Source organism: Marinobacter sp. NFXS9 (genome assembly GCF_040148665.1).
Taxonomy (GTDB): domain Bacteria; phylum Pseudomonadota; class Gammaproteobacteria; order Pseudomonadales; family Oleiphilaceae; genus Marinobacter_A; species Marinobacter_A mangrovi.
Window position 1 is genome coordinate 600,362 of sequence record NZ_JAGDDW010000001.1, and the last position, 14,822, is coordinate 615,183.

The window sequence follows — 14,822 nt, forward strand, 5'->3', positions numbered from 1 at the left end:
GCAACGCCGGCGCTGACGTTGCGCATAGTATACCTTCAGGAAATTCCTGTACCACCGGGGACACCCACTCTATGTGGGATGCTGAGTGCGATGACCAGTCTCAAGGCAGGATCAGGACGACTTCGGGGACGGATAACGCTGCTCGGTACTCGCCTCGTTGCGGGCATCGAGCCGTTCCCGTTTTTCCCGCAGTTTGATTTCCAGTCCGCGGGGTGCGGGGTCGTAATAACGTACCCCATGGATCGCCTCGGGTAAATAGGCTTCACCGGCAGCAAACGCATCGGGCTCATCGTGGGCATAGCGGTATTCGGCGCCGTGTCCCATCGATTTCAACAGTGACGTCGGCGCATTGCGCAGATGGACCGGCACCTCGTAGTCCGGCTGTTGGCGTATCGCCGCCACACATTGGTTATAGGCCTTGTAGACCGCGTTGCTCTTGGGCGCCAACGCCAGGTAGGTGACGGCCTGGGCCAGCGCCAACTCGCCCTCCGGTGACCCCAGCCGCTCCTGGGTGTCCCAGGCATCGAGGCTCAGTCGCAGGGCGCGGGGATCGGCATTGCCGATATCCTCGCTGGCGATGCGCACCAGCCGACGGGCGACGTAGATGGGATCGGCGCCGCCATCGAGCATACGGCACATCCAGTAAAGCGCACCGTCCGGATCAGACCCTCGCACCGATTTATGCAGCGCCGAGATCTGGTCGTAGAACACATCGCCGCCTTTATCGAAGCGGCGCAGGCTCGACTGCATGACCTGCTCGAGTACCGATTCGGTCAATTCGGCGACCCCTTCGTCGTTGGGCTCAGCCAGATCGGAGGCGACTTCCAGCAGGTTGAGGGCGCGTCTGGCGTCGCCGTCAGCCGCCGTGGCGATGATATCCAGGAGATCTTCGGACACCTGAAGACGATTGGCCAAGCCTGCCTCGCTGCTCAATGCCCGACGCAACAACGCTTTCAAGTCGTCGGCTTCGAGATTCTTGAGCACATAAACCCGCGTGCGCGAGAGCAAGGCGCTGTTCAGTTCGAACGAGGGATTCTCGGTGGTGGCACCAACAAAGATGACGGTGCCGTCTTCAATGTGTGGCAGGAAAGCATCCTGCTGGCTCTTGTTGAAGCGGTGGACCTCGTCCACGAACAACAGCGTGTCGCGGCCTTCCACCTGTTTCCGGTTTCGGGCCCGCTCGACCGCGTCACGGATATCCTTTACGCCGCTGAGAACGGCGGACAGGCTCTCAAACGCGATGTCGGCAGTGTCGGCCAGCAGCTTGGCAAAGGTGGTCTTGCCAACGCCGGGCGGGCCCCACAGGATCATGGAGTGCAGCTGGCCGTCCTCGACGGCGCGCCGCAGCGGCTTGCCCGGCCCCACCAGATGCTGCTGTCCGGCGTAGTCGGCCAGCGTGCGCGGCCGCATCCGGGATGCCAGCGGCTGGAAGCCGCGCGTCTCCTCGAACAGGCCGCTCTGCATTACTGGGCGCTCTTGATAATGTCCACGGAATCCGGGTAATCGAGGTGGAACACGCTGTCATTCACAGACTGGTTCACCTTCACGTCCTGGAAGCTGAGGACGCTCACCTGATCCAGGGAATCCCGCAGGCGCATCTCGGACAGGACGTCATCCCGGAACCGCAGGCGCAGGGACAGGAACAGGGAATCCTGGCTGCGGGGCTTGAGAATGAAATCGTCGGCGCCCGCCGTTTCCTCATCCCGGGAAACCTCATAGGCCTCTTCCAGATTGTCCACCTGGCCACTCAGCAGGAGCGCCGGCGTGGAGGACATCTGCTTGTCCATCGGCTTGACGGTAACTTGCTCCAGGTCCGGATCGTAGACTTCCACCTTCTTGCCATCGGCCACGATGGTTTGCGAGAACGGGCTCTTGGACTCCCAGAAAAACAGCCCCGGACGCTTGGCCTTCAGGTTGCCGCGGGTTTCCTGGACCTTACTACCGGTGCCATCGACCACGACCTGGATGAAATTGGCCTGGTAGGTCCGATATTTTTCCAGCTTGCTGGCCAGCGCCTTGGCCGCCTGGGCGTCGGCCCAAGCCGGTGATGTACTGATCAGCAGGACAGCCAGAACGGCCGACACGCGGCCCATAAACGTCTTCATGCGATTAACAACTCCTAGTCTCGCGGGGGTGGCGGTGCCAATACTTCCCGGGCACCGTTGTGACCGGCGGCACTGACGACACCTGAAGCTTCCATGGCATCGACGAGGTTGGCCGCGCGGTTGTAGCCAATCTTGAATTTACGCTGCACGGAGGAAATGGAGACCCGACGGCCCTCAGTCACAAAGGCGACTGCCTCGTCGTAGAGCGAATCCCCCTCGCTGTCACCGCCGCCTTCGGACAGTGACGGAACCCCCGGCAGCTTCTCGCCTTCGGCGCCGTTGAGCACGTCGTCCACGTAAACGGGCTCGCCCCGGTCCTTCCAGGCGCTGACGATCCGATGCACTTCGTCATCGTCGACAAACGCACCGTGAACCCGCACTGGCAGACCGGAGCCCGGCGGCAGGTAGAGCATGTCGCCATGACCGAGCAGCTGCTCGGCGCCACCCTGGTCCAGCACCGTCCGGGAGTCGATCTTGGATTGCACCGAGAACGAAATCCGCGTCGGGATGTTGGCTTTGATCAGGCCGGTGATCACGTCCACCGACGGACGCTGTGTCGCCAGGATCAGGTGAATACCGGCTGCCCGAGCCTTCTGGGCGATCCGGGCGATCAGTTCTTCCACTTTCTTGCCGACGATCATCATCATGTCGGCGAATTCGTCGATCACCACGACGATAAAGGGCAACGGCTCGAGTGCGGGTCGATCCTCTTCGCCGTTTTCCAGATGCTCGTCCGGCTTCCACAGCGGGTCCGGAATCGGTTCGCCCGCCTCGATGGCATCCTTCACTTTGCGGTTGAAACCGGCCAGGTTCCGGACACCGAGCGCGGCCATCAGCCGATAACGGCGTTCCATCTCGGCCACACACCAACGCAGACCGTTGGCGGCCTCCTTCATATCGGTGACGACCGGGGCCAACAGATGGGGAATGCCGTCATAGATGCTCAATTCCAGCATCTTGGGGTCCACCATGATGAAGCGTACTTCATCCGGTGTGGCTTTCAGCAACATGCTGAGAATCATGGCGTTGACGCCTACCGACTTACCGGAACCGGTGGTACCGGCCACCAGCAGGTGCGGCATCTTGCCCAGGTTTGCGGTCATCGGATTGCCGCCGATGTCGTTACCGAGTGCCAACGTCAGCGGCGAACTGGATTCCTCGAACGCCCGCGATGACAGCACTTCGCGCAGGCGCACCATTTCCCGCTCTTCGTTGGGGATCTCGATGCCGACCACGGACTTGCCCGGAATGACTTCCACCACCCGCACACTGATCACCGCCAGTGACCGCGCCAGGTCCTTCGCCAGGTTGGAAATACGGCTGACTTTCACGCCCGGCGCCGGTTTGATCTCGAAGCGGGTGATGACCGGCCCCGGATTGACCTCGACCACTTCAACGCTGACCCCGAAGTCGGACAGCTTTTCCTCGAGCAGCTGGGACATGTGCTCCAGCGATTCCTTGGAATAGCCTTTCTTCTTGTGGGGATCGGCGGGATCCAGCAGCGTGAGCGGCGGCAACGGGCTGTCGATGTCGTCGAACAGCGACGGCTGACGCTTTGCGTTCTTGTCTTTGGGCCCCTCGTCCTTCCGCTTGAACGGCGAAATTTTTACGTTGCGGGCATCAGGCGCAGGCTGTTCCGGAGAGGCCTTACGTGCGGCCGGACGTGGCGTGGGCGCAGGCTCGTCATCAGTAGCGGAAAAACCCCCTTCTGCCGGCGCGTCCAGACGAGCCGTCGCGGCCAAGCCGTCCACACTCGGTTCAATCCGGGCCGGCAGGGGCTCGTATTCTTCGTCGTCAGACGGGTTGCGGCGGAACCAGCCGCGAATGCGTTGCAGCAGCGACAGCTTGTCCTCGTCTTCTCCGGCAACCCGGTCGTTGACCAGCGGCGGTTCGCGCCGGGCGGGCGCCGGTTCCGGTTTCTTCGCGGGTTCCGGCGTGTCGTCGTCGGTGGGCTCGGCGTCGCTGTTGAAATTGGCTTTAATCCACTCGGCAAAACGCAGGGTGTAGTCGCCCAACGAATCCATCAGACCAAACCAGGACAGCCCGGTAAAGACTGTCAGTGCAAACAAGAAAATGGCCACCAGTACCAGCGTCGCGGCCGGCAGGTTGAACGCGCCCACCATGGCATCGGACACCTCGACCCCGAGCACACCACCGGCGCTGGCATCCAGCCCCATGATGGAATACAGGGACAGCAGACTGGTGGCGCTCAGCAGGATCAGGATGAAGCCGCCAAAACGCAGCAGAAAAAGCGGCCAATGCAGCTCAATAGAGTCGTTACGGTGCTTGACCAGCAGAAAGGCGTAGAACGCCACCATGGCCGGAAACAAGAACGCCACCTGACCGAAGAAGTCGATCAGCAGGCTGGCGATCCAGGCACCGGTGCGCCCGGCGTAGTTGGAGACCGACACCTCGTGGCCGACACTCGCCCACCCCGGGTCGCTGGCGCTGTAGCTCACCAGCGCCATAAGCAGATAGATGCACAGCGCAATCAGGGCGATCAACGCGCCTTCGCGCCCGCCCTGGGCAAGCAATGTACGGAAGCGCTGCTGCTTCTCTGTCAGCTGGGTCTCTTGCCCGGCTTTTTTTCGTTCTGACATGGACTGGCTACGGCTCATTTCAGAGCAGGCTTCCTTCTGTTGTTAGCGCGACAATGAGTCCAGCCCTCGGGCCAGGTCGGCCTTCAGGTCATCGATGTCTTCCAGACCCACAGAAATCCGGATCAGGTTCTCGGTGATCCCGGCTTCCGCCTTGTCCTCCGGCGAAAGCCGGCCGTGCGTCGTGGTCGCCGGATGAGTGACGGTGGTACGGGTGTCGCCCAGGTTTCCGGTGATGGAAATGATCTGGGTGGCATCGATCACCTGCCAGGCTTCGGCCCGCTCGCCCTTCACGCGGAAAGACAGGACCCCGCCGTATCCCTTCTGCTGCTTGCCCGCCAGGGCATGCTGAGGGTGTGACGCCAGGCCCGCATAATAAACACGCTCGACTGCAGGATGTTGCTCCAACCATTGCGCCAACTCTAACGCACTGGCGCAATGGGCGCGCATACGGATTGGTAACGTTTCCAACCCCTTAAGGAACACCCACGCGTTGAACGGACTCAAGCTCGGCCCGGCCGAGCGCATGAACCCGTACACTTCTTCCATCAACGCATTGGAGCCAATCACGACACCGCCGATACAACGGCCCTGGCCGTCAAGGTACTTGGTGGCGGAATGGATCACGATGTCGGCGCCGTATTCAAACGGACGCTGCAGAATCGGCGTGCAGAAGCAGTTATCCACCACGAACAGCGCGTCGTTGGCGTGGGCCAGATCGGCCAGCGCCTGCAGGTCGGCCACCTCACACAGCGGGTTGGATGGCGTTTCCAGGAACAGCATCCTGGTTTCCGGGCGCACGGCCGCCTTCCAGGCGTCCATATCCGTCAGGCTGACAAACGTGGTCTCAACTCCGAACCGGGCCAGGTATTTCTGGAACAGCACGTTCGTCGTCCCAAAAACACCACGGGAACAGACCACGTGATCGCCGGACTGCAACAGCGCCATGCAGGTGCTCAGGATGGCGGCCATGCCGGAAGCGGTCCCGACGGCTCGCTCACCACCTTCCATCGCCGCGATGCGGGCTTCGAAGGCTTGCACGGTGGGGTTGGTAAATCGGGAGTAGATGTTCCCCGGCTCTTCCCCGCCAAATCGAGCCGCCGCCTGGGCCGCGCTGCCATAGACAAAGCTTGAGGTGGGGAAGATGGCGTCACTGTGCTCCAACTGCGCCGTGCGGATCTGCCCTGCCCTCACAGCCAGCGTGTCCACGGAAACCCCTTCCAGGTCGGATTCCGGGATAAATGCGTGCTCTTCTCGGATCTTGCTCATCGCCTTCGGCCCCGTGATTCAGTCTTCATCGTTGTGGAGATCGATAATGGCATTGTCAGACGACATTTCCGGGTTTTTCTTCGCCTTGTTGCTCTCGCCACGCTGGGTTTCCAGGTTGGCGAGATAGGCTGCGTCGATATCGCCGGTGATGTAGTTGCCGTCGAACACGGAGCACTCCCAGGCCTCGATCTCGGGGTTCACGTCGTTGACACAGGTGATGAGATCTTCCAGATCCTGGTACACCAGCCAGTCCGCCCCGATCAGCTTCTGGATTTCCTCCACAGTACGGTCGTGGGCGATCAGCTCGCTGGCCGCCGGCATATCGATACCGTACACATTGGGGTAACGCACGGGCGGTGCCGCCGACGCGAAATACACCTTGCGCGCGCCGGCGTCACGGGCCATCTGCACGATTTCCTCGCAGGTGGTGCCGCGTACGATGGAATCGTCCACCAGCATGACGTTCTTGCCCTTGAATTCCAGATCGATCGGGTTCAGCTTCTGGCGAACGGACTTCTTGCGCATCTTCTGGCCCGGCATGATGAACGTCCGGCCGATATAACGGTTCTTGATGAAGCCTTCACGGAACTTCACGCCCAGCCGGTGGGCCATCTGCATGGCCGAGGTCCGGCTGGTGTCGGGAATCGGCATGACCACATCGATGTCGTGATCCGGGCGCTCACGCAGGATCTTGTCCGCCAGGGTCTCCCCCATGCGCAGGCGCGCCTTGTAGACCGACACCTTATCCAGGATGGAATCCGGGCGGGCAAAATAGACGTGCTCGAAAATGCACGGGATCAGGTGCGGCTCACGGGCGCACTGCTGCGTGTAAATCGTGCCGTCCGTTTCAATATAGACCGCCTCGCCCGGTTCAATATCACGAACCAGCTTGAAGCCCGCCGCGTTCAGCGCGACGCTCTCGGAGGCAATCATGTATTCCTTGCCGGCTTCGGTTTCCCGCACGCCGTAGCAGGCCGGACGAATGCCTCGGGGATCCCGGAAACCAACGATGCCATAACCGGTGATCATGGCAATGGCCGCATAGGCACCGCGGCAGCGCTCGTGGACGGCACTGACGGCCGCAAAAATCTCGTCTTTGGTCGGGTTCAGCTTGCCCAGCTTCTGCAGCTCGTGGGCAAAAACGTTCAGCAGCACCTCGGAATCGGAATTGGTGTTGATGTGACGCAGGTCGGTGCGGAACAGGTCCCGGCTGAGGTCATCCGCATTGGTCAGGTTGCCGTTGTGGGCCAGCGTGATGCCGTATGGGCTGTTGACATAGAACGGCTGAGCTTCGGCAGAACTGGACGAACCAGCCGTCGGGTAGCGTACATGCCCGATCCCCACGTTACCCACGAGGCGGCGCATGTGCCGCGTACGAAACACGTCGCGAACCAGGCCGTTGTCCTTACGCAGGTAAAAGCGTTCGTCCTGGAAGGTGACGATGCCGGCCGCATCCTGCCCCCGGTGCTGAAGGACCGTCAACGCGTCGTAGAGCGACTGATTGACGTTAGAGGTACTTACGATACCGACAATGCCACACATGGGTGTTTACTTCTCCAGTACAGAAATCATGGCTTCGTTGCCCGGTTGCGTCTGAACCGCCTTGGCAGGGTCGTCAGCGGGTCCGAGGAAACGTTCAAATTCATCGCCCAGCATGCGCCGGGACCACTGCTCGACCATCGCCAGACGCCCGATCATCACCGACTCTTTCCACCAGGTATCCTGGGAAAGCGGCGTGTAGCGTACAAAGGCGATGGCAACAATCACGACGAGCAGCCCACGCAGCAAACCGAACCCCATCCCCAGCACACGATCCGTGGCGGACAGGCCGGTCGCAACGACGAGCTGACCAATCAGATTATTGATAACGGCACCCACGATCAGGGTACCAAAAAACAGGATCGCAAAGGCAGCGATTAGCCGGACCAACGGCGTTTCCACCGTACTCTCCAGCAGCATCTGCATCTGCGGATGGAACGTGCGGGCAATAATAAAGGCGGCAATCCAGGTGACGAGGGACAGCGCCTCCCTGACAAACCCGCGCTTGAGGCTGATCAGGGTCGAAACTGCAATGATGGTAATGATGACCCAGTCTATCCAGATCAGCGCGTTCATGGTCGACCCACTAACGAATTCAGGAAGCGCGGATTCTATCAGGAAACCGGGTCACACCAAACCTTGACGACCGCCGCGGAGACCGGTTGCACGCCCCTCACTGATCGCCCGACATCACCAGGCTGTTCAGTTTGAACGCCTTGTCCAGTTGAGACTTGGCGGAATTGGCTTCGTCTTCACTGACAAAAGGCCCGGAGAAGACGCGGGTCAGGGTAAGATCGCCTCGCTTGACGCTCTCGGTGTAGGCGGCATACCCCTTGTCCCGAACCTCGTCACGCAGGCGCAGCGCGTTCTTCTGGTTACCGAAGCTGCCCAACTGCACCAGCCAGGCGCCCTTCATGGTCTGCTTGAACTCCGCCTCGTCGGCGGGCTCCGGCTCGCTCTGCTGTGGCGCCGTGGCCACCTGTTTGGCAGGCTCGCTGGAAGACGTGGGAGCGGGTTCCGGCGACGGCTCAGGCGCGGAGGCCGTCTGCTGTGGCTCGGTCATGGCGCTGCCCTGTTGAGGCGATGTAACCGTCGGCGCAGCGGCTTCAGGTTGCTCTTCGATGCTATAGGCCGGAGCGCTGCCTTGAGAGGCGGTCTCACTGCCAGTGGTCGCCGGAGACTGGCCGTCCTGGTCCTGAATATCCACCTTTGGGAAGGCCGGCTCTTCCGGCAATTTGATCTGTTGAGTGGTTCGCTCTGTGTGCGGTTCATCGAACAGCATCGGGACAAAGATAACAGCCAGTGATATCAGTACCAGGGCGCCGACAATGCGCTGCTTCAGACCATCCACAGGAAGCGTTCCTCTCTGTTTGGGGGAAGATTCTGACCGGATACTAACGCCCACGGCTACAGAACACAAAGCGAGACGCCGAGAATGACGGAAGTTTAAGGCGCGCTGGATGTACGCCCGAACCGTCCTAAAACGGCGGGAATGTTTCCATCAGCCCAACAAGGCACTGCGAGCGGCAGCCACCGTAAAGAAGGAGCCAAAAACGATGATGCAATCCTTATCCGACGCCCCCTGACGGGCCGCCTCGATCGCTTCGGCCACACCGGCCGACCGTTCAATGGAACCGCCTTCGCCCAATACGGGTTCTACCCGCTCGACCAGCGTGTCGATATCCAGACCACGCGGGACGTCCAGAGGCGCCAGGAACCATCGATCGACCACCGGCGCCATCGCCCCGACGACGCCGGCCGCATCCTTGTCGGACAAACACGCATACACGGCCCGAACCTCGCCTTTGACAGCCAGGGCATCGATCCGCTCACGGAGCCAGCGGGCCGCGTGCGGGTTATGGCCTACATCGACGTAAAGCGCCGGCGCCTCCAGCAGACGCTCAAAACGACCGGCCACACGAACCTCGGCCAACGCCTGGCCAACCGCTTCGGGCGGCATGTCCGGTTCAAGCAGACGGATGGCCTGGACTGCCGCCGCCAGACTGCGTTCCGGCAACCCGGTCTCAGGTAACGTGACGCGCCAGTCTTCCGTGATCACCCGGCCTACCCCGGAGGCATCCGATTCCAGCCGGTAGTCCACACCGAAGCGGTGAAGCTGAACCTTCTGCGCCGCAGCCTGCTGCAACACCGACCGGGGCGGGTCGTCTTCACCATAGATGGCGTTCTGCCGATAGCGCAGGATTCCGGCCTTTTCAAAGCCGATCTGATCCCGGTTGTCGCCTAGCCAGGCGGTATGATCGAGATCGACTGAGGTGATGACGGCGAGATCCGCATCGAGGACATTAACCGCATCCAGACGGCCACCGAGTCCGACTTCCAGGATCCAGTCCTCGATTCCGGCATCCCGGAACAGCACGAAAGCCGCGAGAGTGCCGAATTCGAAATAGGTCAGACTGACCTGGCGGCGGGCCGCTTCAACGGTCTCGAAGGCGCTGACCAGCGCCACGTCCGAGACGTCCTCGCCGTTCAGGCGGACACGTTCGTTGTAGCGCTGTAAATGCGGCGACGTATAGGCGCCAACTTTACGCCCCCGGGATAGCAGAAGGCGCTCGATGGCGGCTACCGTCGTACCTTTTCCATTGGTACCGCCAATCGTAATGATGCGGGCCGCCGGCTTTTGGGGGAACAGGCGGCGCAGGACCAGCAATACCCGGTCCAGGCCCAATTCAATTTCGGTGGGATGCAGCGCTTCGAGATAGGCGAGCCACTGATCGACAGCGGCTCCCCGTTCAGGCGCTCGGGGCATCAGGGATGTCTGCTTCGGCATCGTCGACCTCAACCCGCGTTACTTCCTCGGGCTCCGGTGCTTCCTGACCGGTGAACTTGGCCAGGACGGACGCGATGCGGAAGCGCATATCATGACGCTCCACAATCATGTCGATGGCGCCATGCTCAAGCAGAAACTCACTGCGCTGGAACCCTTCCGGCAGCTTTTCCCGAACCGTCTGTTCAATGACGCGAGGACCGGCAAAGCCAATCAGTGCGTAAGGCTCCGCGATATTCAGATCACCCAGCATCGCCAGACTGGCCGACACTCCGCCGAACACCGGGTCGGTCATCACCGAAATAAACGGAATGCCCGCTTGCTTCATGCGCTCCAGCGCGGCAGCCGTCTTGGCCATCTGCATCAACGACAGAATGGCTTCCTGCATGCGGGCACCGCCACTGGCCGAGAAGCATACCAACGGAATGCCTTCTTTCAGGGACACGTTGACCGCCTGCACGAAGCGCTCGCCGACCACCTGCCCCATGGAGCCGCCCATGAAGTTAAACTCGAAAGCGCAGGCCACCAAAGGCAGACCCAGCGTCCGTCCGCGCATCACCACCAGCGCGTCCTTTTCCCGGGTGCCTTTCTGGGCTGAAGCCAGACGGTCCTTGTAGCGTTTGCTGTCCTTGAACTTGAGACGATCCCAGGGTTCCAGATCGGTGCCGATCTCCTCGCGACCGTCCTCGTCCAGGAAGATATCCAGGCGCCGGCGCGCGGTCACCCGCAGGTGGTGCTGGCACTTCGGACACACATCGAGGTTCTTGTCGAGTTCCGGCTTGTAGAGGAAGGCACCGCACTTGGGACATTTCTTCCAAAGCCCTTCCGGCACACTGGTTCTCTGCTTGGAATCCGAGCGAATCATGCTCGGCATGATCTTGTCCAGCCAGTTACTCATGATGTCTTCCCGTTGTTCGTTCCTGTTGGGCCTGAACCTGCCGTGAGCCCGGATCAGGACGCCAGTTCGTCCAGGGCTTCGCGCATGGGTTTCAGGAGGCTGACCAGAGAGGACTTCAACGCCTCAATGTCATCCTGATTTTTGGCAATTGTATCGACCAGGACACTTCCCACAATTACACCATCGGATACCCGACCCACGGCTGCGGCCGTTTCAGCATTGCGAATCCCGAAACCAACGCCCACCGGCACCGACGTCAGCGCATGGATGCGACTGACTTTCTCGGCCACATCGTCGACATCCAGTTGGGCCGAACCGGTCACGCCCTTCAATGAAACATAGTAGATGTAGCCGGAACTGTGCTGGCTGATGGCGCGAATGCGATCTTCCGTGGTGGTCGGTGCCAACAGGAAAATCGGGTCCAGGCCCCGCTCGGCAAACAGCGGCGCCACGTCTTCGGCTTCTTCCGGCGGTAGATCAACGGTCAGAACACCGTCGACCCCGGCGGCTTTCGCCGCATCGGAAAACGCTTCGTATCCCATCGCCTCGATCGGATTCAGGTAGCCCATCAGGACAATCGCGGTTTTGTCATCCCGGCTTCGGAACGTTTTGACCATCTCCAGTACCTGGCGCAGCGACGTGCCGTGTTCGAGCGCCCGCTCACAGGCGAGCTGGATCACCGGGCCATCGGCCATGGGATCCGAAAACGGCACGCCCAGCTCAATGATGTCAGCGCCAGCTTCGACCAGCGTATGCATTAGCTCAACGGTTCGGTCCGGGTGCGGATCACCAGCAGTGATGTAAGGGATCAGCGCTTTTCGGCCCTGCCCCTTGAGTGCCTGCAATACAGATTGAATACGACTCATGCGTTTCCCCAGATCCTGTTAAATCTCAATACCATCGAGCTGCGCGATGGTATGGATATCCTTGTCACCGCGACCGGAAACATTGATCACTACCATCTGGTCCTTGTCCATCGACGCGGCCAGCTTGGTGGCGTAAGCCACCGCATGGGCGCTTTCCAGCGCGGGCATAATGCCTTCAACGCGGGTCAGCTTGCGGAAACCGTCCAGCGCCTCGTCGTCGGTGACCGAGACATACTGCGCCCGGCCGACATCCTTGAGCCAGCTGTGCTCGGGACCTACGCCCGGATAATCCAGGCCGGCGCTGACGGAATGGGTTCCAGCGATCTGGCCGTTCTCGTCCTCCATCAGATAGGTCCGGTTGCCGTGCAATACGCCCGGACGACCCGCACAAAGCGGTGCCGCATGCTGACCCGACGACAACCCGAGCCCACCCGCTTCAACACCGTACATCGCGACGCTGTCATCAGTCAGGAAGGGATAGAACAGTCCAATCGCGTTAGAGCCGCCACCTACGCAGGCCACCAGTGCATCGGGCAGACGGCCCGCCTGCTCAAGCGACTGTCGGCGAGTCTCCCGACCGATCACAGCCTGGAAATCCCGTACCAGCATGGGATAAGGATGGGGACCGGCCACGGTACCGATAATATAGAAGGTCTCGTCGACGTTGGTGACCCAGTCGCGCATGGCTTCGTTCATGGCATCCTTGAGGGTCTTGGTACCGCTCTCGACCGCATGAACTTCCGCGCCCAGCAACTTCATGCGGTAAACGTTCAGTGACTGGCGCTTGACGTCTTCGGAGCCCATGAACACGTGGCATTCCAGGCCCAAACGGGCACAGACGGTAGCCGTAGCGACACCGTGCTGGCCGGCGCCGGTTTCAGCGATGACCCGTTTCTTGCCGAGAAAGCTCGCCAACAGCGCCTGACCGATGGTGTTGTTCACCTTATGGGCGCCGGTGTGGTTGAGATCTTCCCGCTTGAGCCAGATCTGGGCGCCTCCGGTTTCCCGGGTCAGCCGTTCGGCAAAATACAGGGGGCTGGGGCGACCGACGTAATCGGCCAGGTCCTTGTCAAAGGTGGCCTGGAATTCCGGATCGTCACGCAGCTTGAGATACTCGGTCTCCAGCTGCATCAACGAGTCCATCAGCGTTTCGGATACAAAGCGACCACCGTAGGCCCCAAAATGGCCCCGGGTATCCGGCAACGCACGCAGCATCTCTTCAGTCAGCTTAACCGACACGGTTCACCTCTCTGATAAATTCAATGATCCGGGATGGGTCCTTGATCCCCTTCTCCCGTTCAACGCCCCCACTGACATCGACCGCCCATGGCCTGACGGCCTCTACGGCGCCCGCTACGTTAGCAGAGTTCAAACCACCGGCCAATATCAAGGGTTTGGGACGCTCATCGGGTATCAGCGACCAGTCGAATGTTTGACCGGTGCCGCCGAATCGCTGCGGGTCATAAGCGTCAACCAACAAGCCGGAGGCCTGGCTGTATGTGTCATACGCCGACTCAATGTCGGCCCGGGTCTGCACCCGTACCGCTTTCATCCAACGCCGCGCGAACTGCTCACAGAATGCAGGTGCTTCATCACCATGAAACTGCAGCAGCGACAGGCCTGCGTTGTCCATCACGTTACGCACAAAAGATGCATCCGGGTTAACAAACAGACCCACGGTTTCGACAAACGGCGGTAAGGCACGAACAATGGCGGCCGCCTGCGCAACGTCAATTGCCCGGGGGCTGGGCGCATAGAACACGAACCCGATGGCGTCCGCTCCGGCCTCGACGGCCACCTGCGCGTCCTCCAGTCTAGTGATGCCACAGATCTTGACTCGGGTTCTCATTCTGACGCACTCCACTGTTTCCTGAAGACCGGCCCCTGAACCAGCGCCTGCTGTTCCGGCGTGAACCAGGGCTGCATAAATTCCGGCCCGGGCGCCTCGCCGGGAATACCCGAACCCTCGGGGTAGCCCACGCTCACCAGGTAAAGGCCGTGGGCCGGACCGGTCACGTCCGCCTGCCGACGGTCCCGCTGCTCCAGTATCTCACGGATCCACTCCACCGGCTGCTTGCCATTGCCAACGGCCATCAAGGCGCCGGCGATGTTGCGCACCATGTGATGTAGGAAGGCATTCGCCTGGATATCAATGACAACATAATCGCCATGGCGGGTGACGCGGATAAAGTGCACGTTTCGATGCGGTGTCCGTGACTGGCAACCCGCAGCCCGGAATGACGAGAAGTCGTGCTCGCCAACGAGCGCCTGCGCCGCCTGATGCATGCGCTCCGCATCCAGCGGCCGGAATGTCCAGGCCACCTGTTTGCGCAGGATGCCCGGCCGGACCGGATGGTTAAAGATGACATAACGGTAGCGACGGCTGATGGCGCTGAAGCGGGCGTGGAAATCGTCGGCCATCTGGCCCGCCCAACGGACGGCAATGTCACCACGCAAAGCGGTATTCACACCCATGATCCAGGAACGGTAGCTGCGCACCGCCTGGGTTTCGAAGTGAACCACCTGGGCTGAGGCGTGGACGCCGGCATCGGTGCGGCCCGCGCAGACCAGATCCACGGTTTCATTGGCCACCCGGGACACGGCTTGCTGTAACTGACCTTCTACGGACGGCACGCCCGATTTCTGCTGCTGCCAGCCATGAAATGCAGCGCCGTCGTATTCGAACAACAAGGCGACCCGCCCATTGCCGATCGGCGCATCCTGATCAAATTCTGCGGATGTGGGTAACAACGTGGATTAAAC

General features: G+C 61.0%; 13 protein-coding genes. All 13 read right to left on the minus strand.

Features of this window, described 5'->3' with window-relative positions; translation table 11 throughout:
* Positions 1–111 precede the first annotated feature (111 nt).
* The 13 genes from J3364_RS02645 to truA all read right to left on the minus strand — a co-directional run bounded on the left by J3364_RS02645 (position 112) and on the right by truA (position 14,810).
* The gene (locus tag J3364_RS02645; RefSeq protein ID WP_349556469.1) at positions 112–1,464 is read right to left on the minus strand and encodes a replication-associated recombination protein A; all 1,353 of its coding nucleotides are present in this window, start codon (positions 1,462–1,464) and stop codon (positions 112–114) included.
* A complete protein-coding gene (gene lolA / locus J3364_RS02650) occupies positions 1,464–2,105 on the minus strand; it encodes an outer membrane lipoprotein periplasmic chaperone LolA (RefSeq protein WP_123634403.1) in 642 nt (213 codons plus the stop codon). Before lolA ends, J3364_RS02645 begins: the two co-directional genes overlap by 1 nt.
* A gap of 14 nt (positions 2,106–2,119) precedes the next feature.
* Positions 2,120–4,705 carry a DNA translocase FtsK 4TM domain-containing protein gene (locus tag J3364_RS02655; RefSeq protein WP_349556472.1) on the minus strand — a complete coding sequence of 862 codons (2,586 nt, stop codon included), beginning with the start codon at positions 4,703–4,705 and terminating at the stop codon, positions 2,120–2,122.
* 42 nt (positions 4,706–4,747) lie between these two features.
* Positions 4,748–5,971, minus strand: a complete 1,224-nt coding sequence (locus J3364_RS02660) for an O-succinylhomoserine sulfhydrylase (RefSeq protein ID WP_349556473.1) — start codon at positions 5,969–5,971, stop codon at positions 4,748–4,750.
* 18 nt (positions 5,972–5,989) lie between these two features.
* Positions 5,990–7,513: an amidophosphoribosyltransferase gene (gene purF, locus J3364_RS02665; RefSeq protein ID WP_203141079.1), complete on the minus strand. Its 1,524-nt coding sequence runs from the start codon at positions 7,511–7,513 to the stop codon at positions 5,990–5,992.
* A 6-nt stretch (positions 7,514–7,519) separates the two neighbouring features.
* Positions 7,520–8,086: a CvpA family protein gene (locus tag J3364_RS02670; protein ID WP_349556475.1), complete on the minus strand. Its 567-nt coding sequence runs from the start codon at positions 8,084–8,086 to the stop codon at positions 7,520–7,522.
* Between the two features lie 97 nt (positions 8,087–8,183).
* A complete protein-coding gene (locus J3364_RS02675) occupies positions 8,184–8,861 on the minus strand; it encodes an SPOR domain-containing protein (protein ID WP_349556476.1) in 678 nt (225 codons plus the stop codon).
* 150 nt (positions 8,862–9,011) lie between these two features.
* Positions 9,012–10,277, minus strand: coding sequence for a bifunctional tetrahydrofolate synthase/dihydrofolate synthase (gene folC / locus J3364_RS02680; protein ID WP_349556478.1), 1,266 nt, complete (start codon positions 10,275–10,277; stop codon positions 9,012–9,014).
* Complete coding sequence (gene accD, locus J3364_RS02685; RefSeq protein ID WP_349556480.1) at positions 10,261–11,193, minus strand: acetyl-CoA carboxylase, carboxyltransferase subunit beta; 933 nt, start codon at positions 11,191–11,193, stop codon at positions 10,261–10,263. The genes folC and accD overlap by 17 nt, the downstream gene beginning before the upstream one ends.
* A gap of 53 nt (positions 11,194–11,246) precedes the next feature.
* Positions 11,247–12,059 carry a tryptophan synthase subunit alpha gene (gene trpA / locus J3364_RS02690; RefSeq protein ID WP_349556482.1) on the minus strand — a complete coding sequence of 271 codons (813 nt, stop codon included), beginning with the start codon at positions 12,057–12,059 and terminating at the stop codon, positions 11,247–11,249.
* A gap of 18 nt (positions 12,060–12,077) precedes the next feature.
* Complete coding sequence (trpB, locus tag J3364_RS02695) at positions 12,078–13,286, minus strand: tryptophan synthase subunit beta (RefSeq protein ID WP_502882470.1); 1,209 nt, start codon at positions 13,284–13,286, stop codon at positions 12,078–12,080.
* Position 13,287: 1 nt separating this feature from the next.
* Complete coding sequence (locus J3364_RS02700) at positions 13,288–13,908, minus strand: phosphoribosylanthranilate isomerase (protein WP_349556484.1); 621 nt, start codon at positions 13,906–13,908, stop codon at positions 13,288–13,290.
* Positions 13,905–14,810 carry a tRNA pseudouridine(38-40) synthase TruA gene (gene truA, locus J3364_RS02705; protein ID WP_349556486.1) on the minus strand — a complete coding sequence of 302 codons (906 nt, stop codon included), beginning with the start codon at positions 14,808–14,810 and terminating at the stop codon, positions 13,905–13,907. Before truA ends, J3364_RS02700 begins: the two co-directional genes overlap by 4 nt.
* Positions 14,811–14,822: the final 12 nt, after the last annotated feature.